The sequence below is a fragment of the Paraburkholderia sp. BR10936 genome (assembly GCF_040965735.1).
Taxonomy (GTDB): domain Bacteria; phylum Pseudomonadota; class Gammaproteobacteria; order Burkholderiales; family Burkholderiaceae; genus Paraburkholderia; species Paraburkholderia nodosa_A.
This window is the reverse complement of record NZ_JBFRCM010000011.1, coordinates 48873-75453: the sequence shown is the minus strand read 5'-3', so window position 1 is coordinate 75453 and position 26581 is coordinate 48873. Positions and strand designations below refer to the sequence as shown.

The 26581-nt window shown below is 62.2% G+C and carries 22 protein-coding genes and 2 pseudogenes; 14 read left to right on the top strand and 10 right to left on the bottom strand.

The window, feature by feature from the left end:
- Positions 1–30: 30 nt before the first annotated feature.
- From AB4Y36_RS22630 to AB4Y36_RS22615, 4 genes and pseudogenes are all read left to right on the top strand, one after another.
- On the top strand, positions 31–2643 hold the full coding sequence (locus tag AB4Y36_RS22630) for an MMPL family transporter (RefSeq protein ID WP_368684122.1): 2613 nt from the start codon (positions 31–33) through the stop codon (positions 2641–2643).
- Positions 2644–3184: 541 nt separating this feature from the next.
- A complete protein-coding gene (locus AB4Y36_RS22625) occupies positions 3185–4351 on the top strand; it encodes a porin (protein ID WP_069261984.1) in 1167 nt (388 codons plus the stop codon).
- A 268-nt stretch (positions 4352–4619) separates the two neighbouring features.
- Positions 4620–4742, top strand: a pseudogene (locus tag AB4Y36_RS22620) (AraC family transcriptional regulator); the annotation flags it as partial.
- Between the two features lie 98 nt (positions 4743–4840).
- Positions 4841–5275: a MarR family winged helix-turn-helix transcriptional regulator gene (locus tag AB4Y36_RS22615; RefSeq protein WP_069261985.1), complete on the top strand. Its 435-nt coding sequence runs from the start codon at positions 4841–4843 to the stop codon at positions 5273–5275.
- Between the two features lie 31 nt (positions 5276–5306).
- On the opposite strand, the gene AB4Y36_RS22610 is transcribed toward AB4Y36_RS22615, so the two are convergent.
- On the bottom strand, positions 5307–6083 hold the full coding sequence (locus AB4Y36_RS22610; RefSeq protein WP_368684121.1) for an enoyl-CoA hydratase-related protein: 777 nt from the start codon (positions 6081–6083) through the stop codon (positions 5307–5309).
- Between the two features lie 642 nt (positions 6084–6725).
- Here AB4Y36_RS22610 and dinB point away from each other — a divergent pair.
- The gene (gene dinB / locus AB4Y36_RS22605) at positions 6726–7871 is read left to right on the top strand and encodes a DNA polymerase IV (RefSeq protein WP_069261987.1); all 1146 of its coding nucleotides are present in this window, start codon (positions 6726–6728) and stop codon (positions 7869–7871) included.
- A gap of 69 nt (positions 7872–7940) precedes the next feature.
- Here dinB and AB4Y36_RS22600 read toward each other — a convergent pair whose 3' ends face one another.
- Together AB4Y36_RS22600 and AB4Y36_RS22595 are read right to left on the bottom strand one after the other, a co-directional pair.
- Positions 7941–9716 carry a phospholipase D-like domain-containing protein gene (locus AB4Y36_RS22600; protein ID WP_368684120.1) on the bottom strand — a complete coding sequence of 592 codons (1776 nt, stop codon included), beginning with the start codon at positions 9714–9716 and terminating at the stop codon, positions 7941–7943.
- A 123-nt stretch (positions 9717–9839) separates the two neighbouring features.
- Positions 9840–10046: pseudogene (locus AB4Y36_RS22595) on the bottom strand (FCD domain-containing protein); the annotation flags it as partial.
- 262 nt (positions 10047–10308) lie between these two features.
- Here AB4Y36_RS22595 and lhpH point away from each other — a divergent pair.
- The 4 genes from lhpH to AB4Y36_RS22575 all read left to right on the top strand — a co-directional run bounded on the left by lhpH (position 10309) and on the right by AB4Y36_RS22575 (position 12574).
- Positions 10309–11316: a trans-3-hydroxy-L-proline dehydratase gene (lhpH, locus tag AB4Y36_RS22590; protein ID WP_368684119.1), complete on the top strand. Its 1008-nt coding sequence runs from the start codon at positions 10309–10311 to the stop codon at positions 11314–11316.
- Positions 11317–11508: 192 nt separating this feature from the next.
- The gene (locus AB4Y36_RS22585) at positions 11509–11814 is read left to right on the top strand and encodes a hypothetical protein (protein WP_069261991.1); all 306 of its coding nucleotides are present in this window, start codon (positions 11509–11511) and stop codon (positions 11812–11814) included.
- Positions 11815–11852: 38 nt separating this feature from the next.
- A complete protein-coding gene (locus tag AB4Y36_RS22580) occupies positions 11853–12104 on the top strand; it encodes a hypothetical protein (protein ID WP_342946052.1) in 252 nt (83 codons plus the stop codon).
- A 71-nt stretch (positions 12105–12175) separates the two neighbouring features.
- Positions 12176–12574 (top strand): H-NS family nucleoid-associated regulatory protein, encoded by a 399-nt coding sequence (locus AB4Y36_RS22575; protein WP_342946051.1) that lies wholly within the window; start codon positions 12176–12178, stop codon positions 12572–12574.
- A gap of 43 nt (positions 12575–12617) precedes the next feature.
- On the opposite strand, the gene AB4Y36_RS22570 is transcribed toward AB4Y36_RS22575, so the two are convergent.
- The 6 genes from AB4Y36_RS22570 to AB4Y36_RS22545 form a co-directional block, all read right to left on the bottom strand.
- Complete coding sequence (locus AB4Y36_RS22570) at positions 12618–13256, bottom strand: NUDIX hydrolase N-terminal domain-containing protein (RefSeq protein WP_368604804.1); 639 nt, start codon at positions 13254–13256, stop codon at positions 12618–12620.
- 10 nt (positions 13257–13266) lie between these two features.
- A complete protein-coding gene (locus tag AB4Y36_RS22565; RefSeq protein WP_368684118.1) occupies positions 13267–13992 on the bottom strand; it encodes a haloacid dehalogenase type II in 726 nt (241 codons plus the stop codon).
- A 281-nt stretch (positions 13993–14273) separates the two neighbouring features.
- On the bottom strand, positions 14274–15494 hold the full coding sequence (locus AB4Y36_RS22560; protein ID WP_368684117.1) for a PLP-dependent aminotransferase family protein: 1221 nt from the start codon (positions 15492–15494) through the stop codon (positions 14274–14276).
- Between the two features lie 192 nt (positions 15495–15686).
- Positions 15687–16859, bottom strand: a complete 1173-nt coding sequence (locus AB4Y36_RS22555; protein ID WP_368684116.1) for an NAD(P)/FAD-dependent oxidoreductase — start codon at positions 16857–16859, stop codon at positions 15687–15689.
- 107 nt (positions 16860–16966) lie between these two features.
- Complete coding sequence (locus AB4Y36_RS22550; RefSeq protein WP_368604800.1) at positions 16967–18466, bottom strand: aldehyde dehydrogenase family protein; 1500 nt, start codon at positions 18464–18466, stop codon at positions 16967–16969.
- 251 nt (positions 18467–18717) lie between these two features.
- Positions 18718–19869, bottom strand: a complete 1152-nt coding sequence (locus AB4Y36_RS22545) for a branched-chain amino acid ABC transporter substrate-binding protein (RefSeq protein WP_069261996.1) — start codon at positions 19867–19869, stop codon at positions 18718–18720.
- Positions 19870–20365: 496 nt separating this feature from the next.
- Here AB4Y36_RS22545 and AB4Y36_RS22540 point away from each other — a divergent pair, with 496 nt between their 5' ends.
- Positions 20366–20989, top strand: coding sequence for a helix-turn-helix domain-containing protein (locus AB4Y36_RS22540; protein WP_069261997.1), 624 nt, complete (start codon positions 20366–20368; stop codon positions 20987–20989).
- A gap of 10 nt (positions 20990–20999) precedes the next feature.
- Here AB4Y36_RS22540 and AB4Y36_RS22535 read toward each other — a convergent pair whose 3' ends face one another.
- Positions 21000–22025 carry a DUF1338 domain-containing protein gene (locus AB4Y36_RS22535; RefSeq protein WP_069261998.1) on the bottom strand — a complete coding sequence of 342 codons (1026 nt, stop codon included), beginning with the start codon at positions 22023–22025 and terminating at the stop codon, positions 21000–21002.
- Positions 22026–22180: 155 nt separating this feature from the next.
- On the opposite strand from AB4Y36_RS22535, the gene AB4Y36_RS22530 reads away from it, so the two are divergent.
- From AB4Y36_RS22530 to AB4Y36_RS22515, 4 genes are all read left to right on the top strand, one after another.
- Complete coding sequence (locus tag AB4Y36_RS22530) at positions 22181–23092, top strand: LysR family transcriptional regulator (protein WP_368684115.1); 912 nt, start codon at positions 22181–22183, stop codon at positions 23090–23092.
- A 102-nt stretch (positions 23093–23194) separates the two neighbouring features.
- Positions 23195–24436, top strand: coding sequence for an NAD(P)/FAD-dependent oxidoreductase (locus AB4Y36_RS22525; protein ID WP_368684114.1), 1242 nt, complete (start codon positions 23195–23197; stop codon positions 24434–24436).
- Between the two features lie 61 nt (positions 24437–24497).
- Complete coding sequence (lhpI, locus tag AB4Y36_RS22520) at positions 24498–25406, top strand: bifunctional Delta(1)-pyrroline-2-carboxylate/Delta(1)-piperideine-2-carboxylate reductase (protein ID WP_368684113.1); 909 nt, start codon at positions 24498–24500, stop codon at positions 25404–25406.
- 72 nt (positions 25407–25478) lie between these two features.
- On the top strand, positions 25479–26558 hold the full coding sequence (locus AB4Y36_RS22515) for an asparaginase (RefSeq protein ID WP_368684112.1): 1080 nt from the start codon (positions 25479–25481) through the stop codon (positions 26556–26558).
- Positions 26559–26581 lie beyond the last annotated feature (23 nt).

Genomic DNA, 26581 nt, shown 5'->3' with positions numbered 1-26581 from the left:
GATGTCCGTCGCGCCTGAACCTTCGCCATCATGTCGTCGGTTGCCCGTCTTGTTTCATGGTCCATCCGTCACCGGATCAGCGTGATTGCGCTATCGCTCGTCCTCGCGCTGCTGAGCGGTCATTACGTCTCCCATCACTTCAAGATCAACACGGCTACGGACCGGCTACTGACTGTCGACAAGCGGTGGGACAGCTTGTCCAGGTCGCTGGATCGCGCCTTTCCGCAACGAGGGGGCTCCATTCTCGTCGTGGTGGAATCGAGTGCGCCGGAATTCGCCGACACCGCCGCCAGTGAGCTTGCCACTGCATTGCGCAAGGACACGCACCGGTTCGTTGCGGTGACGCAGCCGGGTGCCGGTCCCTTCTTCGAACACAATGGGTTGCTTTTTCTGTCGTTGCGCGACGTGCAGTCGACGACATCGCAGTTGACGCAAGCGCGCCCGTTGCTCAACGCGCTCTCGCATGACCCCAGTCTGACCGGTCTCGCCAACTTGCTGACGACGACCCTGCTTTTGCCGCTGCAAATCGGGCGGGTCAAGCTGGAGCAGATGGCTCCGCTTCTCGATCAAAGCGCGGACGTCATGGACCGCGTGCTAGCGAACCAGGCCGCCGCTTTTTCGTGGCGGTCGCTGATGGATTCCCACGCGACGTCACCTGCGCGCGCATTCGTACTCGTGCAGCCCGTGCTCGATTACGCATCGCTGAGGGCTGGCGGCAACGCATCGGCATTGATACGCGACACGGCGGCCTCGCTGCATCTCGATGCGAGATTTGGCGCACGCGTGCGCCTTACCGGCGAGCAACCGCTCGCCGATGACGAATTCGCATCGGTGCAGGACGGTGCGGCATTGAACGGCGCCGTGACGCTTCTCGTCGTACTCGGCATTCTCTGGGTGGCGCTTCGGTCCGCCAAACTGGTACTGGCCGTTTTTATCTGCCTCGTCGTCGGGTTGCTCATCACTGCAGCTTTGGGACTGGTGATGGTGAACGCCTTCAACATGATCTCGGTCGCGTTCATGGTGCTATTCGTCGGCCTGGGCGTCGACTTCGGTGTGCAATTCACCGTGAGATATCGGGAAGAGCACTACAAGGACAGTCGTATCCCCGTCTCATTGATGAGTACGGCAAATACACTAGGCGGTCGCCTGTCCCTCGCCGCGATTGCCGTCGCCGTTAGCTTCTTTTCGTTTATTCCGACTGCTTATCGCGGCGTGTCGGAACTGGGCAAGATCGCCGGAGTGGGAATGATCGTCGCCTATTTCACCAGTGTGGCGCTCTTGCCCGCGCTCATCAGCGTGCTGCGGCCAGGAGACGAAAAAGTGTCGCCGGGCTTCAGGCGGCTTGCCGGAACCGACGACTTCCTCGACAGGCATCGCAAAGCCATGTTGGCCGTGGCGGCGGTTGCCATTCTCGGCGCGTCGCCCTTGCTGCTGCACCTGCGCTTCGATTTCAATCCACTGCATCTCAAGGATCCACGCACGGAATCGATGGCAACCCTGCTCGCACTGAAAGACTCGCCCGAAATTGGCATCAACAATGTGCGCGTCATGGCGAATTCCTTGAGCGAAGCCGATGCGATCGCCGCCCGCATGTCAACGCTGCCGCAGGTGGGCAGAACGGTCACGCTCACCACTTTCATTCCGACTGACCAGGCAGAGAAACTCGCCGCAATTGCAGACGCTGCCCGTGTATTGAACCCCGTCCTGGCGCAGACGCCCGCGCCGCCGGCAAGCGACGCCGTTCGCGTCGACGCCTTGCGTCGTGCGGCGAACCAGCTCTCGCTTGCCGCAGAGGATCACCCCGGGCCCGGCGCCGACGAGGCGACGCGACTGTCACACGTGCTGACCCGTATGGCCGACGCGCCGAGCACGACACGCGATCGCGCCGACCATGCGATGACGGCACCGTTGAAGATCGCGCTCGCGCGATTGGTTGCGCTTCTCGATCCTGCCGAGATCACCCGCACCAATTTACCGCCCGGGATCGTAAGAGACTGGGTCGCCGCCGACGGCAAGGCAATCGTGGAAATCTCTCCCCGCGTCCCGAGCGGTATCGACCCCAATGATGACGCGATGTTGAGAAGCTTCGCCAACGCAGTGAGTTCTGCGGAACCGAATGCGATCGGCGGTCCGATCTCGATCCTGTACTCGGCTAACCTCGTCATCAAGGCATTCCTTCAGGCGAGCGGATACGCCCTGGTAGCGATCGTCGTCATCTTGTGGATCGCGCTGCGCCGGGTCGACGACATCCTTCGAACCGTTGTGCCGTTGCTCGTTTCCGCGCTTTTGACACTCGAATTGTCTGTAGCGCTCGATCTGCAGTTGAACTTCGCGAACATCATCGCGTTGCCCCTCATGCTTGGCGTAGGCGTCGCATTCAAGATCTACTATGTGATCGCCTGGCGAGGTGGCGCAACACGGCTGCTGGAATCCAGCCTGACTTATGCGGTTGTGTTCAGCGCAGCGACAACGGGCGCAGCGTTCGGTAGCTTGTGGTTCTCACATCATCCCGGGACATCGAGTCTGGGTGCTCTGCTCGCGTTGTCGCTGGTGTCTACGCTGATTGGCGCGGTGGTATTTCAGCCCGTGCTGATGGGACGGCCTCGCGCCGCACAGTTCAAAACGCTGGCGTCAGCAGACTGATACCGCGCCTGTGCGGAACTTGAAACCTGGCATCGTTACGATCGCTAGCGTTTCCCTGCACCCTGCAACGCTTCGAGCAAGCTTCGGGCGTCGTGCTCTCCGCCGTAGAGATGACCGTTGATAAACAGCGTGGGTGTGCCACGCACCCCACTCCGTATGCCACTCACGAAGTCGCTCTGAATGCGCTCGTCGTTACGGCCGCTGAACGCAGCAGTCAAGCTGTCAGGAGGAAGACTCCGTTCGTCAGCGTACTGCGCGATGTTTGATCTCCAGGGACCGCTGATTCTCGTACAAGATAGGGTCACAGAATGTTTCGGCCGGACGTCGAACCCTGTCGCCTCCGGAAAGCGCCCACCATCCGCTGTTGCCGATCTGGCACGAAGTCCATCGATCGCCCGCCGCACAAGGCATTGGGCCTTTTGTTACGTTTTCGCGACAGTCTTTTTTTTTCGTTTCGTGAGTTTGCAGGACGTGCCGTATCCTCCGGCGCGCAGTAACGAATAAACCAATCCAAAAGATACTCAGGGACACTGAATTACAGATGAAGAACATCACCATCAAGGCAACGGTTACCGCTGTTGCCGCTTTCGCCGCATCCTCGGCAGCAATGGCACAGTCGTCGGTCACCCTGTACGGCATGCTGGACGCAGGTATCAGCTACACCTCGAACGTCGGTGGCCACTCGCTGGTCGGCCTCGTTGGCGGCGCCTCGGGTTCGAACAAGTGGGGCCTCCAGGGTCAGGAAGACCTCGGCGGCGGCCTCAAGGCGGTCTTCAAGCTCGAAAACGGTTTCAACATTGCCAGCGGTGGCATCGGCGGCCAGGGCCCCATCGGTTCCTCGCGTTCGCTGTTCAACCGCCAGGCCTATGTAGGCCTCACGTCGGACCAGTACGGTACCCTGCGTATGGGTCGCCAGATCGACGCCGTAACGGAAATGGTTCAGGGCCTGACCGGCGACGCCGTTTCGGCGTCGACATTCTCGACCCCGGGCGACGTGGACAACAACGACAATACGACGAACCAGAACAACGCCGTCAAGTACATTTCGCCGATTTTCCACGGCTTCCAGGCTGAAGGCGCGTACTCGTTCGGCGGCGTTGCCGGTGCGATGGGTTCGGGTCAATCGTGGTCGGTGGCTGCGGACTACGCTCAAGGTGGTCTGACGGTCGCTGGCGGCTACTTCCATGCTGCAAACCAGGGTGAGAACGGCTGGCAGAACGCAACGGCACAACCGTCGTTCGGTGGTGCGCTGGGCTATCCGAGCTCGGGCTACTACGGTGGCAATGCGTTCAAGAGCGCGGGCATCGCTCAAATCGCTGGCCAATACGAGTTTGGCCGGTACACGGCTGGCCTTCGGTACTCGAACGCTCAATACGAGGGCAACGACGGCCAGGCGTCGATCCACTTCAACGTAGTGGGCGCCCTTCTGCAGTACCAGGCAACCCCGGCGCTGTCGCTGGCTGCTGGGTACACGTACGTCTACGGTTCGGCAGCCACGCCTGCGCAAGCCGCTGAGGGCCGCACGATGGCTTCGATCAACCAGGCCTCGCTCGGTGCTACGTACGCGCTGTCGAAGCTCACGTCGGTATACGTCATGGGTGCCTACGTTCATGCTCAGGGCGCTCAGGCTTCGGCTGCTGACTTCGGCAACACGGCGTCGGGCGGCAACCAGGTTCAAGCCAACATTGGCATGTACCACCGGTTCTAATAGCAGGTTCAGAAGCTCGGGGGCGTGTACGCATTGCCCCGACAAAGAAATCCTGGCTAGTGAATTGCACCCCAAGAGTTGGACGTCGATCCAATCTTTGGGGTGTTTTTTCATTCATGATCGGCCCTGCCAGACGCATTTCGTCATCCCGCGCGCCGTTCAATAGCCGCCGTCGCCAGTCCATGCTGCGCGCCGCTCACCCACAGCGTGGTATCGGCGCTGGCTTCCAGGCCCCGGCGGCCCAGGTATCGCGCCGCGGTCGCCCTTTCGTGTTGGCCTGCTGCAAGGCGTTCCCGCATGCACGGACCTCACCACCACGCCGTGGGTCCAAGAGGCGGGTGTACCCGTGCTCAATCAGCCGTTCGTGGCCAGTGGGATTGTCGCGACGGCCGCAAGCCATTGAACGTCTTCGCGCCCTTTCGAAAGGGTCGATCACCGCATGATATAATTCGCACGCGAACTAAATCGCACAATGTTATCTGCGCGGAAATGAAACATCGCCTCGTCTATCTATTGAACGTCGGACAGCGCCGGCTGCAACGGTGGTCGCAAACACGCGCGGCCGGAGGCGGCGTCACAGCAGCCCAGGCCGGGCTGCTGTTTTTTTTGGGTGATCGCAACGGCGCACTCATGAGCGAAGCCGCTGCTGCGCTGGATCTGGGCGCACCAGGCATGAGCGGTCTCGCTGACCGGACAGAAAAGGCAGGGTTGATCGAACGTCGGGCTGACGAGACCGATGGCCGGGTGTCGCGCCTGTGGTTGACGCAAGCAGGACGTACCGCGCGCCAAAAGTCGAAGCTTCGCATGAAAGACTTGAACGCCCGATTGACCGAAGGATTTACGGAAGCGGAGATCGACGTCGTAGCGCGGTGGCTGACCAGCCTGCAGACCAGGTTTCCGCTCGCCGAAGACGGCGACGCGTAACCTCGACCGTGGCCGGCCAGCAAGGCACTGGCTAGTGCCGGGCAACCTTCGCGAAGTCCGGCTTGCGCTTCTCGGCAAAGGCCGCGAATGCCTCTCTTGCCTCGGCGCTCGTCAGCCGCTCCTGAAACTTCGCGCTCTCGCTGTCCATTTGCGCAACCAGGGTTTCGGCTTCGCGCATCAGCTTTTTCATGGCGCTCAGTGAACCGGCCGGCTTGGCGGCGATTCTTTCCGCCATCCTGCGTGCGTCGTCGCGTAGTTGATCCTTTGCGCAGACCTTGTTGGCGAGACCCCACGCGACAGCGGTTTGCGCGTCGAGCGGCTCGCCCAGCGCAAACATCTCGAAGGCCCGCACGTGGCCGACGCGCAGCGGAAGCAGGTAGCTGGACGCCGCCTCGGGGACGAGCGCGAGATTGACGAACGGCGTGATCAGTTCTGCGTCTGGCGCGAGCAGGACGTAGTCGCAGTGCAGTAGAAGCGTCGTGCCAATACCGACCGCCTTGCCCTGAACCGCCGCGATGATGGACACGCTCGACTTCGCCAGGGCGTGCAAAAAGCGATGCACGTGTCGCTCACTGGGCCCCTTCCCCGATGCAATGGTTGCAAACTCGCCCACGTCGTTGCCCGCGGTGAACATGTCTCCGTCCCCTTGCAGCAGCAATACGCGGACATCGCTGTCGTGCTCCGCATTCTCGATGATGTCTGCCAGCGTGCCATACATCTCGTTCGTCAATGCATTCTTCTTGTCCGGTCGGGCCAGCGTAATCGTCAGAATGCCGTCGGCTTGTTCGACGTGAATCTCCGCGCTCATGTGCTCTCCTGAAATTTAGTTTGCATGCGAAGTATATAGGTAGTTCGCATGCAAAGTAAACCGGACGGTCGATGCCATGTAATTCGGGGCCTGCTCGCGAACCCTCGCTCCTGATGACGTTTGAAGGCGGAATCCGTAGCGGACCAGAATTCGACCAGGTATTCCATTCGCGACGTCGCGCCACTCCTCGCGCACACCCAAGCTCCATAGCATTGAAGCATTACGAAACAGACAAGCAACCGGAGGACTGAACATGCTTATTCTCACCGCTGTCGTCGTGATCGCCGCCGTGGCGATCTGGAGCGTCTACCGGCGTTTGCACCCGCGCCAGGACTGAAACATGACAGGCTGCTCCACCAGCCTGTTCGCAACAGCCCGCCGCATTGGCGGGCTTTTTCCTGGATTCCACAGTCAGAGCGGCGGCGTCCGCGGAAGAGCCGTTTGCGAACATCTCCGCACTCAAAAAAATATCTTCGAATCAGCTCCAGTATCCTGACAAAGTGACTGTATAAATGTACAGTTCCATTCAATTTTCCACAGGACGCACGGTGCCGTCGTCCCGCTGCTCCTGCCGCCATACCCGATGATGAGTAGCGTGCCGGTCGCGCGGAGCCATCGAGAGCTATTTTTGAGTACCAAGGCATGCCAGATGATCGGCGCATAGCCCACATCGACATGGACGCATTCTTTGCGTCGTGTGAACTTTCGCAGTATCCGGAGCTACGAGGCCAAGCCATGGTGGTTGCTGGCCGTCGCTCGGATACGCCCCGAACGAAGCCGGACGGCACTCGCGAATTCTCGCGCCTGCGCGACTATGTGGGCAGAGGTGTCCTGACGACCGCGACCTACGAGGCTCGCGCGCTCGGCGTTCATTCCGGAATGCCCGCCATGAAAGCTGCCCGGTTAGCGCCAGATGCGATTCTCCTTCCAGTGAATTTCGACCTCTATCGAACGTACTCGCGACTGTTCAAGGATGCCGTCCGGTCAATCAGTTCGAACATGGAAGACGTTGGAATCGACGAGGTCTACGCAGACGTTTCACTCACGAATGGCGATTCGGAGGCAATCGCGCGCAAGTTGAAATCCGCCGTCTTCGAAGCAACCAATCTCACATGCTCCGTCGGTATCGCGCCAAACAAACTGCTCGCCAAGCTGTGCTCCGATATGCAAAAGCCGGACGGAATCACAATCCTGACGCCGGAGGACGTGCAATCCAGGATTTGGCCAATGGCCGCAAACAAGATCAACGGCGTTGGCCCCAAGGCGGCCGCCAAGCTTGCGTCTTTTGGAATCACGACCATCGGTGAGATCGCTGCGCGCGACGAGCACTGGCTCATCGAAAACTTCGGACGAAGCTACGGGGCGTGGCTTCGCAGAGTTTCACACGGACTAGATGACAGGCCGGTGGTGACGTATAGCGAGCCCGTCTCGATGAGTCGCGAAACCACATTCGAGCGCGATCTGCACGCGGTGCGGCATCGACAGGAACTGGGCGCAGCGTTTACCCGCCTATGCGAACAGGTGGCGCTCGACCTCCAGCGAAAAGGCTATCTGGCCAGGAAGATCGGCATCAAGCTGCGCTTTAATGACTTCAAGACTGTCACGCGTGACGTCACGCTTCCTGAGCCTATTGATGACGCGAAAGCATTGCGGCGCGCGGCGACTGAGTGCCTGAAAAGAGTCGAACTCGTTAAATCCATCAGGCTGCTAGGGGTGAAGGCCGGCAACCTCCAACACACCGGAGAAGCTTCCAGTAACGAGTCGCCTCAGTTCACGCTGGATTTTTAGCCGGCAACGCGCAGCGCCCCCGTCGTGCGAGGCGTGCACGGTGACTTCGCAAACACAGAAGCGAATGCATCAACTGGCCGGCTCCGATGCCAACGCAATCCGCGCCTTCTCCTCCGGACTATTCGCCTTGTAATACTTGTCGGCCCACTTGCGGTCGGGCTGTAGCAACAGCCGTTGCACGGTTCTATGCTGCTGCTCCTCGATGCCAACGGCGCGCGCACGATAGTGCTCGTACAACCGCATGAATTCCGCGAGGTAAATGGCGGCGATTCGCTTGTCTTGTATTTCGAGCAGATTCTCGTCGTTGAAATGCTCGGAGTTGTTGCTCATGTTGGCCGAGCCCGTGTAGACAATCGGATTGTCTCCTTCGGCGTCGATGACGATGAACTTATGGTGGATAATGACCGGCGCGTAACTGGGCGCGACTTCGCCGGGAAAGAGGCGGAGCTCGGGTTCGAAACCTTCAGGCACGGTCGCCGGGGAAAAGTACGATGCATCGATGACGTCGCGGTTTTCCCTGCTTCGATGATAGAGCGCGAGGTTTGCCAGCGCAGTCGTACTCACTGCCTCTCCCGCTTTTTGCGCCTCTTGCGCATTCTCAGCGGACTTTCCGCTGATATTGTTGACGAGGCCGAACATCATGAGCCCCTTGTCGCCGGCGGCAAAGCAGGCGTCGCGAAGCGGTTCGTCTGTCGGCATGAAGAGGCAGAACAAAACGGAGTGCTGCGCCTTTCCTATCGCTTCGACGATGGTATCGATCTGGGTACGTCTGGTTTTCGTTTCCGGAGAGAAGCAAACGCGCACGGCTGCGCTTCCCACCGTCACGGAATCGGACCAGCCATTCGTGAGTTCGGCGGTCTGGTTGATCGGCGGATTGCCGGCGATGGCTTTCGTTCTGTCGTCGTACAGTTTCGCGAGGTCTGCCGAATCGAACAGATGAAGTACGTTGGCCTGCTCCGTAATGCCTTCTGTCGTGAAATTCGCAGAACCCGCAACCACGAATGCCGGGTTGCCTTGCCGATCGCCCCTATCCGTCACGATGAGCTTGTCGTGCATGATGTGCGTCTTGTCACGCGGGCAGAACGTCACGACGTTGTCCAGTTCATCGACCGTGGGTTGATTGGGCGATGCAGCGGGCGCTTTGCCTTTTTCGCGAACTCGATGCGAGTCGTATACGACGGCGACATTGGCTTTGCCGTGAGCGGTTCCGAACTCCTTGAACGCCGGGATCGCCCAAAGCGGGTCGGTCAGGTGATAGACGGCTGCTGCAGCGCGCGACGCGTCCTGGAATATTTCCTTGAACACGAGCTGCATATCGTTGGCGAGCCACGTACGAAGTTCAAACGCCTGTGCGGCCGGCGGCGCGGTATGCGGATCGATTCCCATCGCCTTCACTTGTCGTGCGAAAGCCTGCGAGCTCACCACCGCGCGGTTGAACCAGGTACCCACGCCGTCTTCGATATGCGCCGGTAACGTGACCTCACACGAACTCGCCTCTGTGTTCAGCAGATTCAGATTGTCCGGCGTACCGACTACCGGGTAGATGGTGTACCTGAATTGCTTGCCTCTGTCGGCTTCCTCGATGCGCGCGTCCCACCACATGAATTTTTGAATCGGCGCGATATTCGAAGGCGCATCGGGTTTACCGTCCGGCACGGGCCCCTTGAACGTGATTCGATTAGGGAGCCAGCTGCTCGTCTCATGGGATTTACCGTCCGGGCTAGTGAAGCCCGGGGCGCGTTCAATAGCGAAACCGAGGAAGTCGGCACGTGTCGCACCGTCCGGCCAGTCGAGCGCGAGTAAAACCAGCGTCGGGGAGAGATAGCTGCGGACCTTCGTCGACATCGTTCACCTCTGCTGTATTAGCCAAAGGCCCCAGTTTCAACCATCAGTTTGTTGAAACGGTGAACGAAGCATGTTGCCTGGATGTCGTTTCGATGACGCTGCCGGGAGCCGCAATAAAGTCACTTACTGCAGCGTGATATCTCTTTGCACCCGATGAATATGCCGCTCGACATAGAACGCCGCCGCATCGGCGTCTCCACAGACAATGGCTTCGTAAATCAGACGATGCTCGGCAACGTACAGCCGAATGCGAGCCGGGTCGTCAATCCCATCGTCCTTGAGTCGCTTGCACAGCGACTGGCCCATGGTCGATGCAATTTCTTCCGCGAGCGGTCATCGTGAGTTCTCGGTGCGCCTTGAGTTGTTCTCAAACATACCACTTTCGCGACCACTCCCTGCTGGCCTTGGCGGCATGTTCATGCGAAGAAACCAATTTTCCGGACCTGACGAGACTTTTTGGTCTAGTTTAAGTCCACATTGACACATTTCGTGCTATTCACCACAAGTGGTATAGATTGGTTCCACATTGCGCCCGAGAAATGGACGGCCTGCCGGTTCCGTACGGCCAGTGAGTCAATAGCGTAAAAACATCATGAAGACTACTCGCACGATAACGACCGTCGAAGTGCATACCGGCGGCGAAGCGTTCCGTATCGTCACCAGCGGATTGCCTCGCCTGCCCGGCGACACGATCGTGAAGCGTCGTGCGTGGCTCAAGGAAAACGCCGACGAAATCCGCACCGCGTTGATGTTCGAGCCGCGCGGTCACGCCGATATGTACGGCGGCTATCTGACCGAACCGGTCAGTCCGAGCGCCGACTTCGGCATCATCTTCCTTCACAACGAGGGCTATAGCGACCACTGCGGACACGGCGTGATCGCGCTGTCCACCGCAGCGGTCGAGCTTGGCTGGGTGCAGCGCAGTGTTCCGGAAACGCGTGTCGGCATCGACGCTCCCTGTGGCTTTATCGAAGCCTTCGTTCAATGGGATGGCGAACACGCGGGCAACGTGCGATTCGTGAACGTCCCCTCGTTCATCTGGAAGCGCGATGTGACTGTCGAGACGCCGTCCTTCGGTACGGTGAAGGGCGACATTGCTTTCGGCGGCGCGTTTTATTTCTATACTGACGGCCAGCCACATGAGCTCGCCGTGCGCGAGTCGTCGGTCGAGGAACTCATCCGCTTCGGCGCAGAGGTGAAGGAAGCCGCGAACAAGGCCTACCCTGTCGAGCATCCCGAGATTCCCGAAATCAACCACATTTACGGGACCATCATCGCCAATGCACCGCGGCACGAAGGCTCGACGCAAGCCAACTGCTGCGTGTTCGCGGACCGCGAAGTGGACCGCTCACCGACCGGTTCCGGCACGGGTGGACGCGTCGCCCAGTTGTACCTGCGTGGCGAACTCGGCAAAGACGAGACCCTCGTGAACGAGTCCATTATCGGCACGGTTTTCAAGGGACGCGTGCTCAGCGAAACGACCGTCGGCGACTTCGAGGCAGTGATTCCCGAAGTCGAAGGCAACGCGTTCGTGTGCGGCTTCGCGACCTGGATCGTAGACGAGCGCGATCCGCTGACTTACGGATTCCTTGTCCGCTAGCCCTCTTCCTCTTGGTACCTGGCAGCCCGGAACGCTGTGAATGAGCGTCCGCGCTTTTTTTACATATCGGAACATGCGAAATAACGCGCCGTTACGAAAATCGCACGGCCGTTGCACCTGTGTCCGGGCTCGCCGCATACACTCCGAACCGTGCTCACCAGAAACGCACGACAGGTGCGAAGGAGTAGTGAAATGAAAAGGACGATTCTCGGCGTGGTACTGGGCGCGGCCGCACTGGCTGCTTCGAGCGCAGCGTTTGCGCACGTCGATCTGGCCGTGGGCGTCGCACTGCCTGGCGCCGCCTACGCTCCGGCTCAGCCCGTGTACGTTGCTCCGCCGCCTGCCGCCTATGCGCCTCCTCCGGTCGCGGTGGCCTGGCGCGGCGACGACGACTGGCGCGCGCGTCAGTGGCGGGAACACGAATGGCGGGAGCACGAGCGTCGCGAACACCAATGGCGTGAGCGCGAGTGGCACGATAATGGCCGCTGGGGCTATTGAGCCGGTTCCAAAGCTAATATTTCACACAAGTGTTTATCATGAACGTCAATAATCGAATCAGGGTGCTTGCCGCGGCGGCAACTTTAGGCCTCGCGGCAGCCAGCAGCGCACATGCCGCCGGCTGCCTCAAAGGCGCTGTCGTGGGTGGTGTAGCCGGACATTATGCGGGCCACCACGCTGTTGCTGGCGCCGTTGGCGGCTGCATCGTGGGGCATCACGTTGCGAAAAAGCATGCGGAGGAACGGGCCGCAGAACATCAAGCCGAGCGCGCCCAGAAGCTCAACACCTGATTCCCGCCGGACCTTTCGCGACAGCCGCCGGGGACGCCTATTCAAGCTGTGATATCGTGGCGGCACGCGACTTGCGCTATATTCTGCTCAAGAGTTGCATTCAGAGCGAAGCACAACTAGAAATGGACGAACGAAAACGCGAAAGCATCGTGGCCTATCTGCGGCGTCGGATGGCCGAATATGGTATTGAACCCGAAGATGTTGCTGCGTCAATGGCAGCAGACGCCGCGCAAATGCGCGCCGCCCGTTACCGGGATGCGGCTGGCCACACGTGGGACGGCAAGGGCGACGCCCCGCGGTGGGTGGTGCAGGCGACAAGCGCGGGGCAGTCGCTCGAGCATTTTGCAGTCGGCGAGGCGGCTGAACCTGAACAGCAATCAGTGAAAGCCCCAAGCGTGGACTGGCGACAGGACCCATTTGCCGGCAGCCGCCTGGCAAAAGTCAGAACAGAGCACTCCGGCGCCGCCTGAAAGCATGACGGGTTAAACGCCGCCCCGGCGTTAAAGCAAAACTTCAGTCGAATTCGACGTCACTGTTATTGCGCAGTGCATCCAGTCGTCGAATTTGTTCCGGCAGAATCCGGCCTTGGGACAAGGCTGGCAGGTTATCGATATCAAAGAACTGAGCGGCGTCGGTTTCGGCTCCGGCTATTTTCCCCGCGCGCACGATTTCCCCAAGGAAAACCAGTTTCCAGATGTGAAACACAGAAGGCGGATGCCCGTGCTTGAGCATGTCCCACACGGCCAATAGGCGAACGACGTTCACCGTGTAGCCGCTTTCTTCACGCGCCTCTTTTGCCGCGTTCTCGGCGGGCGAAACGCCCACGTCGGCCCAACCGCCCGGCAGAGACCACAAGCCGTCCACGGACTCTCGCACGAGAAGGATTTGACCGGACTGGTTGAATACGGCGCATCTGACATCGAGTTTAGGATTCGCGTATCCCGTTTCGAGAGCAAACAGCGCGGCGAGATCGCTCGTTTGCATGGACGCCATTTCCGCGAGTTGCTGATGCGCGATGCTGGCGATTTCCGTGTACCGTTCCGTGTCGAATGGGCTCGTGGCGTAGTGCAACCCCGTTTGCGCAAGTGCCAGTAGCCGGCGCGCCCGCGCGAGGCGTGCTCTCAGCGATTCGTGTTCGGCGGGCGTGGGCATCAATCGCGCCTCACTTTTGCGCCGCGGCTTCCTGATGCGCCTTCGCAAAGTCCGCCATGCTGTTGAAGCGGAAAGCGACGTTCGGCAGCCATCCGGAATTCATGGTCGCGCCAAAGCCCGGCTGCGAATGACGGCGGTAAATCCAGCACGACGCCAGACCAAATTCACTGGCTGGCTTGTGGTCGTGGAAAAGACTTTCGGCTGTGTGAAGGATCTTTTCCTTCTTGATGCCACGCTCACCCAGCTTCTCGAGCATGTATTCGAAGTTTCGCGGCGATGGCTTGTACGAACCGATATCTTCCGCCGTGAAAATGGCGTCGAACGCTACTTGCAACCTTGCATTGCTGTAGCTGAAAGTTTCGTTGTCGACGTTGGAGAGTATGACCAGCTTGTAGTGCTGTTTCAGGTACTGCAGCGCGGCTACGGTGTCCTCGAATGCCGGCCAGTTCCGCACCGACTGCCCGTACGCCATGCACTCCTCGTGCGTGAAGGGCAGTCCCCATTCCTCGGCCAGCCGCTTGTAGACGATGGGCAGCAGCTCCTGGTATCGCTTGGCCGGCGTGTACTTCTGCTGCGACGACTCGTGTCGCGCATGGGCCTCCAGAACCTGGTCTCTCGACAGCGGCACCCTGGCCCGTTCGATCAGGGGCTTAAGGCCAGCGTAGATGCCGCTTTCCCAATCGATCAACGTGCCGTAGCAGTCGAAAGTCAGTGTGTCGAAGTCGGTCAATTCCACGGTTACTCCTTTCGGAAGTGCATGGCGGCGATTGCCTCGAGGAAGCGTTTCCGGAAAGCATCGACTGTTCGCGCGTAAGCTTCTCGGCCAGATCGGTGTCCTTACGCGCAACCGCGACGATGATCTCCCTTGTTCCGCTGGTCAATAACTCGGCACCTCACTGTCGGCCGCTTCCTTTGGGCTGTCAACCAGGCGGTTGCCCTTACGTGGAGCGCTTCGTCGAGCTTGCACAGGCGCTCGCGTAACGGGACACGCGCGGCGCCTCATGAACCGCGCGAAATTCAGACAGGTGCCGACGTGACGTCCGCCGTTCGCGTGGCGTGCGTGGCCCGCTTCAAACGCGTCACGCCTTCGCGAATCTCATCGACGTTCGGCGCCGCAAACGAAAGGCGCAGCGACGCGGTGTCGGGCTCGTCAGCGAAGAACGCCTTGCCGGGAACGAAAATCACCTTGTTGGCAATCGCATTCGGCAAGAGCGCATCGATCGCCACACCCGGAATGCGCGCCCACACGAACATGCCGCCTTCGGGCTGATGAAACGCGATCTCGTCGCCGAATTGCGCGCGCAAGCCATCGCAAAGCGCTTCGCACTTGCGTTGATACGCCTGCGTGATGTGCGGAAGGTGCCGTTCGAGCGAGCCCGCCGCCAGGTAGTGCGCGGCGATAGCCTGAGTCCACGGCGTACTGCACAGGTCGACGGTCTGCTTGGCGATCACGCAGCGCCGCGCGATTTCAGCGGGCGCAATAGTCCAACCTACGCGCAAGCCAGGCGCGACGACTTTCGAAAGACTCGAGAAGTGCACGAGCCAATCGCGTGCTCCCTGCACCTCGCTTGCCAGCGCCAGCATCGACGGCACCGCGTTGCCAGCGAAACGCAGATCGCCGTACGGATCGTCTTCGACGATCACAAAGCGGTACTGAACGGCGAGACGCAGGAGCGCAACGCGCCGCTCGCGTGTGAGCGTGGCCCCGGTGGGATTCGCGAAGGTCGGCACCGTGTACAGCAACTTGGGCCGGACGATCGCGCCCGAAGCAAGCTGCGCGGCGAGTACGTCCACGTCGAGACCGTCGCCGTCGACAGGCACCGTCACGACATGCGCCTGCTGGAGCCTGAGCGCCTGCAGCGTGGCCGGATAGGCGGGCTGCTCGGTCAAGGCCGTGTCGCCCGGATTGAGCAGCACGCGCAACAAGAGGTCGAGGCCTTGCTGTGACCCCGTGGTGACGAGCATCTCCTCAGGAGCGCAGGTCACACCGCGGCGCGCCATCAGCGCGAGCAGTTGCGTCTTCAATTCGGGCAAACCGTCGGTCGGGCCATATTGCAGACAGCGCGTGGAAGCCTGCCATGCCTGGGCCGCTGCCGCCTGCAGTCCATCGGCATCGAACAGGTCGCTGGCCGGGTAGCCCCCAGCGAAGGAAATCATGCCTGGTTCTCCCAGGTACTTGAAAAGCTCGCGGATGGGCGAACCAGCGGGATGCTGAAAGGGTGCGGTGAAATCGTACATGGCGGACATGGAGTCGATGGCGGTTAAGCGCGGCAACGGACAAGCTTCGATTGTGGTCAGCCCTCACGGGCACATCAAACGAAATCTAATCACCACGTCATGCGGTTTGCTCATCAAGCCGGCGCGCAATAAAAAAGCCCGCTGAAATCGCGGGCGCTACTTTGTGCGTTGTGCGGCCTGCCTACGCCACCGTCACACGACGTTCTTTTCGACGATCGGCCGGTTTTCCAGCACGCGCGACCAGTCGAGCGAAGACAGATCCAGCGTCGTATACCGGCCGTTGAGGATCAGCTCGCTCACGCCGCGCCCGGTTGCCGGTCCCTGCTGCAGACCGTGCCCGCTGAAACCATTGGCAAACACGCAATTGTCGATGGCCGGGTGGTAACCAATGATGGCGTTCTGGTCGAGCACGTTGTATTCGTAATAACCGGACCAGCAGTTCTCCACACGCAGCGCCTCGAAGCCCGGCACGCGGTGCGCAAGCGTGGGCCAGATCACGTCGTCGAAGATGGCGTGATCGACTTCGTCGAGCGGCAGATCGTTGGGGTCGTTCTCCGCGCTCGGCGACGTTCCCGTGATGTACGTGTTGCCCTCGGGGCGGAAATACACGCCGGACGGATCGATCAGCAACGGGCAGGTGGTAAGCCGCGCCGGCGACGACACGTTGAAAATGCTGCGGCGGCGCGCATAAACCGGAATGTCGATGTCCATCATTTCCGCGAGCTTGCGCGCCCACGCGCCGGCTGCGTTCACGAGCGTGTCGCAGGCATGGCGTTCGCCGTCGCTCGCGATCACGTGCGTGACCTTGCGGCCACTGCGCACGACGCCGGTCACATCCGCCGGCACATAGCGCGCGCCGAGCGACTGCGCCTTCTTGCGCAGCGCCTGCACGAGGCCGTAGCCGTCGAACCATCCCTCGCCGCTGCGGCCATACGCGCCGCTCGCGAGATCCTCGACGTTGAGCCAGGGAAACTTTGCGTGCAGCGCGTCGCGCGACATGAGTTCGATGTCGGCACCAAGACGCGTTTGCAGCGCGTGATTCTCGCGCAGCGTCGCATCGCCCGCTTCCGTGGCGAGGAAGAGATAACCGCCCTCGTGCAGATCGATCGACGGGCGGCTGCCGTTCACTTCGAGCCGCTCGCCAATGCCGCGCAGAAACTCGATGCCGAACAGCGACATCTGGATCGACAACGGCGTGGAAAACTGCTGCCGGATCGACGCGGCCGAAAGCGCCGACGACGAGCGCGCATAACTGGGGTCGCGCTCGAACACGGTCACGGAAACCGTTGGGTCGGCTGCGCGCAGAAAATAAGCAATAGAACTACCGATTACCCCGCCGCCAACGATAACGACTTGAGAACTCACGACTTGCTCCAGATAGCGGAAAACCGCAGCGCGCATGGGATTGGGTTTGCGCGAATCGATCCATCGACCGGGCGCACGATGCACCCGGTCACGTACCTCAAACGCGCTTATTCGACGTTGAAATCGATGCCCTGTGCGAGCGGCAGCGCCGACGAATAGTTGACCGTGTTGGTCGCACGACGCATGTAAGCCTTCCACGAGTCGGATCCCGATTCGCGCCCGCCGCCCGTTTCCTTTTCGCCGCCGAACGCGCCGCCGATCTCCGCGCCGCTCGGGCCGATATTCACGTTCGCGATGCCGCAATCGCTGCCCGCGGCCGACGTGAAGCGCTCGCTCTCGCGCAGGTCCGTCGTGAATACGCACGACGACAGGCCATGGTGGGCGGCGTTGTTAGCATCGATGGCGTCGCCGAAGTCGCTGTACTTGAGGACGTAAAGAATCGGTGCGAAGGTTTCCTTCAGGACAACTTCCGTTTGCGACGGCATCTCGACAATAGCCGGGCGAACGTAGAAGCCCTTCTCGTTGCCCGCTACCGTGTGACGCTCGCCGCCGAACACCTTGCCGCCTTCGCGCTTCGCCTGCTCGAGTGCCGACTGCATGCGGGCGAACGACTGCTCGTCGATGAGCGGCCCCATCAGCGTGCCCTGCTCCAGCGGATTGCCGATCACCACCTTGCCGTAGAGCGCTTTCAGGCGCTCGATTGCCTTGTCGTACACGCTCTCGTGCACGAAGAGGCGGCGCAGCGACGTGCAGCGCTGGCCGGCCGTGCCGACCGCCGAGAACAGGATGCCGCGCAGCGCGAGTTCGAGATCGGCTGTCGGGGAGACGATGCCTGCGTTGTTCCCGCCCAGTTCGAGCAGCGAGCGGCCGAAGCGGCGCGCGACCTCGACGCCGACGGTGCGGCCCATTTCGGTGCTGCCCGTTGCGCTGACGATGTTCGAGCGCGGGTCCGCCACGAGCTTCGCGCCCACTTCACGGCCGCCGACCACGAGGCTCGTGAGGCCTTCGGGCGCATCGCCGAATTCCTTCAACACGTCCTGCATGATCTTGTTGACGGCAACCGCGGTGAGCGGCGTTTTTTCCGAAGGCTTCCAGACCACAGCGTTGCCGCACACGAGCGCGAGCGCGGCGTTCCACGACCACACGGCGACCGGGAAATTGAACGCGGAAATCACGGTACACACGCCCATCGGATGCCACGATTCGGCCATGCGGTGGCCGGGACGCTCCGAAGCAATGGTCAGACCGTAAAGCTGACGCGAGAGGCCGACCGCAAAGTCGCAGATGTCGATCATTTCCTGCACTTCGCCCAAGCCTTCCTGGAAGATCTTGCCGGTTTCCAGCGAGACGAGGCTGCCGAGCGCGCGCTTCTGTTCGCGCAGCTTGTTGCCCAGCAGGCGCACGAGTTCGCCGCGGCGCGGCGCGGGCACATTGCGCCAGGTCTTGAACGCCTCCTGCGCCTTCGCGAGCACAGCGTCGACGTCGGCCGCCGACTGGCTCGCGACGCGGCCGATCAGTTCGCCGTTGATCGGCGAATGCACGGCGATGTCGCCCGCTTCCGCGAGCTGGGAGATACCGAGATCCGAGAGGATGGAGGAGGCTTTCATAGGTAGAATCCCTTAAAAATTTCCGATACGAAACATTGCTACTTTAGGAAACTATACACGCGCAATTTTGCGGCGACAATACGAAAATCGACGGGAATTTCGCTATGCCGCGTGTACCGCTTCCGCCCGGCTTTGCGCCATGAAAATGGCATGTGCCCGCACTGCGGGCACACCTTTGTTTTCCTATTGGAAACAATGCATTGGGGCGCCGGCAGTGCCGGCCCCCTTCAAGGTAGCAGAGGCGTGTGATCTCAGTCCGCGGTTCGCGTCGTGACCGGCACCCACGCCACGTTCTTGACCTGATACAGCGTCGAACTCGGGCTCTTCAGGTCGCCCTGGGCGTTGAAAGCGATCTTGCCCGTAATGCCGTCGTAGTTCGTGGCCTTGAGCGCGGCGTTGAACTGCGCGGGCGTCGCCGAGCCGGCCTTCTCCATCGCCGTGATCGCGACCCACGCCGCGTCGTAGGCGAACGGCGCGTAGGCGAGCATGTCGATGCCGTACTTCTGCTTGAACTTCGCCTCGAAGCCCCTACCCTTGGGCAGCGTGCCGAGCGGCTGGCCGTATTCCCACACCGAAGCGCCATCGGCGGAATCGCCGGCGAGCTTGATGAAGTTCGCGTCCATGACGCCGCCGCCCGCGAGGAATTGCGCTTTCAGGCCAAGCTGGCGCATGCGCTTGACGATCATGGCGGCCTGCGCGTCGAGGCCGCCGAAGAACACGAGATCCGGATTCGTGCGCTTGATGCTCGTGAGCTGGGCGCTGAAATCCACCGCCTTGTCGTTCGTGAACTCGCGCGCGACGATCGTGCCGCCGCTTGCCTTCACGGCCTTCTCGAACTCGTCGGCTTCACCCTGGCCGAAGGCCGTGCGGTCGTCGATGATGGCAATGCGTTTCGCCTTCGTCACTGTCGCCGCATAGTTGCCCGCGTTGCCTGCGTTTTGCGAGTCGGTGGCGATCACGCGGTAGATGGTCGGCGCGCCGCTTTGCGTGATGGCCGGGTTGGTGGCGGCCGGCGTGATCATCGGAATGCCCGCCTTCGCGTAGATCTTCGAGGCCGGCAGCGTCGTGCCCGAATTGAAGTGGCCGATCACGACCGCCACGTTGTCATCCACGAGTTGCTGCGCGACCTGCACGCCGATGCGCGGATCGCTCTGGTCATCCTGCGAGTCGATCACGAACTTGACCGGCTTGCCGCCGATGGTGGGATGCGCGGCGTTGGCTTCGTCCACGGCCAGACGCACGCCGTTCTCGATGTCCTTGCCATACGCTGCCCCGCCGCCCGTAAGCGGGCTGGCCACGCCGATCTTCACGACCATTTCCTGTGCGCTCACCGCGCCGGCAACCAACATCAACGACGCTGCGATCGCGCAGCCACGACGAGAAGCGAGGAAACGAGGAGACATGCGATATTCCTTCGGTATCTGGAGCCGGCACGTGATGCGTTCGAATGGTCGCGCGGACCTTCGGACGCACTGGATTCATCCCGCGATGCCGAGCGGCGGGACGTAAGCGGATTGTCGGCAGCCGTGCAGGCGGCATCAAACGAAATCTAATCACCACGTAATGCGCTTTTCTCATCAAGCCCGTCCACGCGGGGAATACGGCAAGGCGTGACGCGGGCCCCGCTGGCATTGGGAAATACCCGATAACGCCGATATGCCCCCTGTGCGTGGATGCCATGCGAGCCCGGATCGAGCGCACGCCAGCCCTTGCGCCGTCTGGGTTTGCGTCAGAAATCATCAACTTCCGGGTGATCGATTTACTTAGCCATGCTTGTTAATTGCCGGATGCCGCAGCAGACGTCGCGCGATACGCAAATGTTATGATCGGAAACATAGAGTACGATACGAACCATCAGTGAGCACCCGCGAACCATCAGCGAGCACTTCGAGTTCCCGAATGGAAACCCCGTCCCTCAAGGCCGCCGAGAATGCTTCGGCGGAGCTGGGCAAGCGCGTCAAGGCGGCCCGGCTGAAGCACGATTACACGCTCGAGGCCGCCAGCCGCGTGTGCGGCGTGTCGCGCTCCACGCTCTCGAAGGTGGAAAACGGCGTCATGTCGCCGACGTTCGACGTGCTGCAGAAGATCGTTCACGGTCTGAAGATCGACCTCGGCGAACTGTTCGGCTCTGCGCCCAGGCCGCGCGCGAGCGGACGCCGCGCGCTCACCCGCAAGGGCGATGGGCAACAGCATTCAGCAGGCTGTTATCAGATGGAGTTGCTGGCGACGGAACTCGCCCACAAGGCGATGCACCCGTTTCGCATTCGCGTGACGGCGCACTCGCTCGACGAGTTCACGGAATGGGGCCGGCATGAAGGCGAGGAATTTCTCTTCATATTGAGCGGCTCGGTGTGTCTCTACTCCGAGCTTTACGCACCGACACATCTCGAAACCGGCGACAGTCTCTATTTCGACAGCCGCACGGGGCATGCGGCCGTCTCCACGAGCGAAGAGGACGCCGAAGTCCTCTGGCTCATCAACGAACCGCACCCGGACACGCAGGACGGCGCGCCGGGCGTTTGATCCTTCATGCTTACGCGGCGTTCGCGGTCATCTTGAAGATGCCCGTGGCGTTACCCGCATCGAAGCGCAGATCGGTCTGCCAGCGCCGCGTGACCTGATCGAACGTGCGCTTGCGCGTGATGAACTCGTAGAACGAGCCCGGCACCTCACGCGTCACACGCTGGCCGTCCGCCGCGCGAAACTCGCGCGTCACGGTGTCGGCTCGATAGGCCGTCTGAAACACGCGGCCCGAGCGCGAAGTCTCGACGCTGGGCTTCATCGGGCGCCCCTTGGCCTTCTCGTCGTCCGAAAGCTGAAATACGTCTTCCACGCGGTCGGTCGCGTGATTGAAGGCGTTGCCTTCCGTGGCGATCCATGCCATTTCCGCCGATTCCTGCAGCAATGTCTCGTAGTCCGAAATAGATGGCACGTCGTGCTGTCGTGCGAATGCACCGACGATCACGGGCAGCAGTTGCAGCGCCGCGTCGAGCGGCAGCGAGCCGTCGCGTTCCAGTTCGGAGAGCTGCGCCACGGCCAGCGGCGTAAGCGGATCTTTCGATGCGCCCACCACGTTCGTCACGGCTTGCTGGAACGCCGCCGAAAAGCGCTCGGGGTGCAGCTCGCTCACGAAGAACTGCGCGATCTCGTCGGGTGCGTCTTCGTGGGCGTAGGCGCGCCCCGTCATGCCGAGCTTGTCCAGCGGATAGCGGCCATTCAGGCGAAAGCCGAGCGGCCGCAGAATGCGCGTGAACGCCGCTTCGCCGGGGGGCAGCGCGCCGTTCTGTGCCCAGCGCACCGTGCGCAGCGCGCCATGGTCGAAGTACACCGCACCGCCCTGCGCCACCGTGTCGTTCGTGTACGTGCGGCCGTTGGGAGAGCGCTCCAGCAGGTCTTCGAACAGCGCCATGTTCATCGCCTGGGCGAGTTCGGCACGCGTGACGGTGCCGCTTTCCCAGTCGCCGAGCATCGACGGAAAGTTCAGCGTTGCAAACAGGGTTTCAGTTTTCTCGCGGCCCAGCAGCGCGGACAACAAGCGTTCTACGTTCGAATTGCGCATCACCAATCTCACAGGAAACGACCGCCTGGCGGCAGTCATCAAAGGGGCCTCTGGCCATCGGTTTCGGCCAGCTATACGTAAAACGCATTATTCAAATGGTTGCGCACCGCGTAAAGCGAGTTTAAATTGTCACTTGATGAGTTTCTGGAATCACCATGCGCAAGTTCAAGATCCCGAATATCGGCGCGCTGACGGCCTTCGAAGCCGCGGCGCGGCACGAGAGCTTCACTCACGCCGCCAAGGAGCTGTTCCTCACCGAAAGCGCGGTCTCGCGCCAGATCGCCACGCTCGAATCGAATCTCGGCGTGCGCCTGTTCGTGCGCGCCAAACAGCGGGTCGTGCTCACGCGCGCGGGCCGGCTCTATAGCACCCAGGTGCGGCGTGCGCTCGAAAACCTCGATCGCGACACGCTCTCCATCATCGCGCACGGCAGCGGCGGCGGTTATCTGGAGCTCGCCGTGCTGCCGACCTTCGCGTCCGAATGGCTGCTTCCGCGCCTCAAGGACTTCTACGACCGCACGCCCGACGTGCGCGTGAACATGGGCGTGCGCACCGAGACGTTTTCGTTCGAGGAGTCGCATTTCGAAGCCGCGATCCACTACGGCAAGCCGACCTGGCCCGGCACGTCCTCCGACTTTCTGTTCGGCGAGGAAGTGGTGCCCGTCTGTTCTCCGTCACTGCTTGCGCGCCCCGTCAAGAAGGCGCACGAACTGCTCGCCTACCCGCTGCTGCACTCCACCACGCGCCCCGACGCCTGGACGCGCTGGTTCTCCGACCTCGGCGTGGAAGACAACGCCACCATGCACGGCGTGCGCTACGAGCTGCACACGATGCTGATCGCCGCGGCCGCCGCCGGCCTCGGCGTGGCGCTCGTGCCGAAGTTCTTCGTTGAAGGCCAGCTCGAGCGGTTCGGCGTCGTCATTCCGTTCGAAGCCCCTGCTATTGCCGATGGCGGCTACTACTTCGTCTATCCCACCGAACTCAGCCACGGCAAGCCACTCGAGATGTTCCGCGCGTGGCTGCTCGAGCAGGCGAGCGCCTACCACGCTTCGCAAGTGCAACGCTGATCGGCGGGTCGAGTACGCGTGATATACGATCAGAAAAAAGTTTCCTATAGGAAATAGTTGAGTTAGCATCGGACCAAATCACTTCTTCGTCGCGAGACTGACATGGAAGATGTCGTCGTCATCGGTGCAGGCATCATCGGGGTCTGCGCCGCCCTCAATCTGGCGCAGCGTGGCATGCGCGTACATATCGTCGACAGCGCGCCGCCCGGTTCGGGCTGCTCGTTCGGCAACGCGGGCCTGATCGCGGTCGATCACGTCGCGCCGCTCGCGAGCCCCGAGACGATGGCCGGTCTGCCCCGCATGCTGCTGCGCCGCGACAGCCCGCTGCGCCTGCACAAACGCAGCCTGCCGCGCATGGCGCCGTGGGTGCTGGAGTTCGCCGCGCAGGCGCAGCGCCCGCGCTTTCGGCGCAACACGCGTGCGCTCGCGAGTCTCGTGACCGGTGCGGCACAGGCCTGGCGTCGTCTGCTCGATCAGCGCATCGCCGCCGACCTCTTTCGCGACATCGGCTCGCTCTACGTGTTCGAGCGACCCGTTGCGCACGCAACGGAATGCGCGCAACTCGATCTGCTCGACCGGTACGGCGTGCGCTACGTGAATCTCACAGCGGAGCAGGTACGGCGCGACTATCTACCGTCGCTCACGCCGCATATCAACCATGCGCGCTACTTTCCCGGCATGGCCTCGGTCACGAATCCGCAGCAGGTCGTCGAGCGCATTTTCGAGGCGGCGCTCGCAGCGGGCGCGAGATTCACGAGCGCTGCCGTCGACGCCTTGCGCGCCCTCCCCGACGGCCGTATCGGCGTCACGCTGAACGGCGCGACGCACCCAGCCGCCAAGGTGCTGATCGCAGCCGGCTCGCGCAGCGCCGAACTTGCACAGCAACTGGGCGCCAGGATTGCGCTGACCAACGAGCGCGGCTATCACGTCCAGCTCGGCGCGCCCTCGCAAGACACGCTGCGCGTGCCCGTGAGCTTCGTCGAGCGCGGCTTCACCTGTAACCCGATGGCGCAAGGCATCCGGCTTGCCGGCACCGTCGAACTCGGCGCGCGCGGCGCACCCGACTGGCGCCGCGCCGATCTGCTCGCCACGCAATTCCAGACGCTCTTTCCCGGCGCGCCCGCGGTGCAGGTCGCAAGCCGCTGGTACGGCGAGCGCCCCACGCTGCCCGACTATCTGCCGATGATCGGCGAGATGCGCGGCGCGCGGAACGTGTTCGTCGCGACCGGCCATCAGCATCTGGGCCTCACGCTCGGGCCGCTCAGCGGCGAACTCGTCGCACAATTGATGGCGCGCGAGACGCCCGCCGTCGATCTCGCGCCGTTTCGCATCGACCGCTTTTGAGGCCGGCGGCAGGAACGCACGCCGCCCCACACACGCATCATTCATCAGGAGAGAAGATTCGATGGAGCCCATCGCGATTTACGACGCAACCGCCACGGCGCGACTGCTCGACTTCGGCGTGCTGCTCGACGCCCTCGCCACGGCCGCGCAGGATCACGACGCGGGCCGCATTCACGCGCCCGTGCGCACGGGCGTGCCGCTCAAGGGCAACGGCGTCATGCTTTCGATGCCCGCCAGCGCCGACGACATTGCCATCCACAAGCTCGTGAGCGTGTGCCCGGCCAACACGGCGCTCGGCATGCCGACCATCTTCGGCGCGGTGACGGTGTGCAACGGCGCGACGGGTCAGCCGGAGTTCATCCTCGACGGCCCGACCGTCACCGGGCGCCGCACCGCGGCGCTGTCCATGCTGGGCGTGCGCCTCTTTCACCCCGGCGCGCCGCGTGCATTCCTGGTCATCGGCACCGGACAGCAGGCGCGATTTCATGCCCAGGCGATCGGCCAGCTGTATCCGTCGGCGACGCTCTACGTGAAAGGCCGGACCGAAGCGTCCGAAGCGGCATTCCGCGCCCACTTCGCGCAGGCTGGCGTGGACGTGACGCCCGCGCACGGTGCGGCTCCGAAAGAAGTCGACGTCGTCATCGCCGCGACAACGAGCAAGACGCCCGTGTACGACGAAGCGGCACGCAAGGACCGGCTCGTGATCGGCGTGGGCGCCTTCACGCCGGACGCGGCGGAAATCGCCCAGGACACGGTGCGTGCGAGCTGCGTGTTCGTCGACGATTTCGCAGCCGCGCGCGAAGAAGCCGGTGACCTGCTGCAGGCAGGCGTCGACTGGGCGAACGTGCGCACGATCGGCTCCGCTGTAACGGACGGGGCGGCACATGACGGCGGTCCGGTGCTGCTGAAGACCGTCGGCAGCGGCGCCTGGGATCTCGCCGCGTGCCGCGTGGCCCGGCAAATGCGCTGACCCGAACACGCGGATTAGAATCGCATCGACCGCGCAGCACGATCCCATCCGAGACCCAAGGCAAACGGCACCATGACGACGAGCGCTCCCCAACCCGCCGTGAAAGTCCTGCGCGGCGATGTCATCGAAACCACGCATATCGCCCACATTGCCGTGGTCGACGCTCAGGGCCGCCTGCTCTACGCGCTCGGCGACCCGCATCGCATGACGCTCGTGCGCTCGGCGGCCAAGCCCGCGCAGGCGCTCGCCGTGGTCGAAACCGGCGCGCTCGAGCGCTTTGGCTTCGACGACGCCGATCTCGCGCTCATGTGCGCCTCGCATAGCAGCGAGGACCGCCATACCGAGCGGACGCGCGCGATGCTCGCCAAGGTGTCCGCCACGGAATCGGATTTGCGCTGCGGCGGCCATGTGCCGATCTCCGACGCCGTCTACAAGGCGTGGATCAAACGCGACTTCACGCCGGGCGCGGTGTGCAGCAATTGCTCGGGCAAGCACGCGGGCATGCTGGCCGGCGCCCGCGCCATCGGCGCGGCGCTGGCCGATTACCATCTGCCTTCACACCCCTTGCAGCAACACGTGAGGCGGGTCGTGGCCGAGGTTTGCGATCTTCCCGAGACGGGCGTCGAGTGGGGCATCGACGGCTGCAATCTGCCCACGCCCGCCTTCCCGCTCGACCGGCTCGCCCGCCTGTTCGTGAAGCTCGCCGATGCGCAGGACCACGCGGCCTTGCCGGGCTCGGCCGCGGCCGATGCGCGCTCGCAGGCGCTCGCCCACATCTATCGCGCCATGACGTCGTATCCGGAACTCGTGGCGGGCGAAGGCCGCTTCTGCACGACGCTCATGAGCGCGTTCGAAGGCGCGCTCGTCGGCAAACTCGGCGCGGCGGGCAGTTATGCGATTGGCGTGCGCGCAAACGCGGCGACCGCAACGCATACGGGCGGCCCGGCATTGGGTATCGCGGTGAAGATCGAGGACGGCGATTTGACCGCGCTCCATGCCACCGTCGTGGAAGTGCTCAGACAACTGGGCATTGGCACGCCACAACAGCTGGCACAACTAAGCAAATTCGAAGCCCCGCGCATCGTCAACACGATGGGCGTCGAGACGGGTTGCGTCGCGCCGCAGTTCTCACTCGAGCGCGTCGCTTCGTAGCCAGCACAAAATGAGCGCGCGGG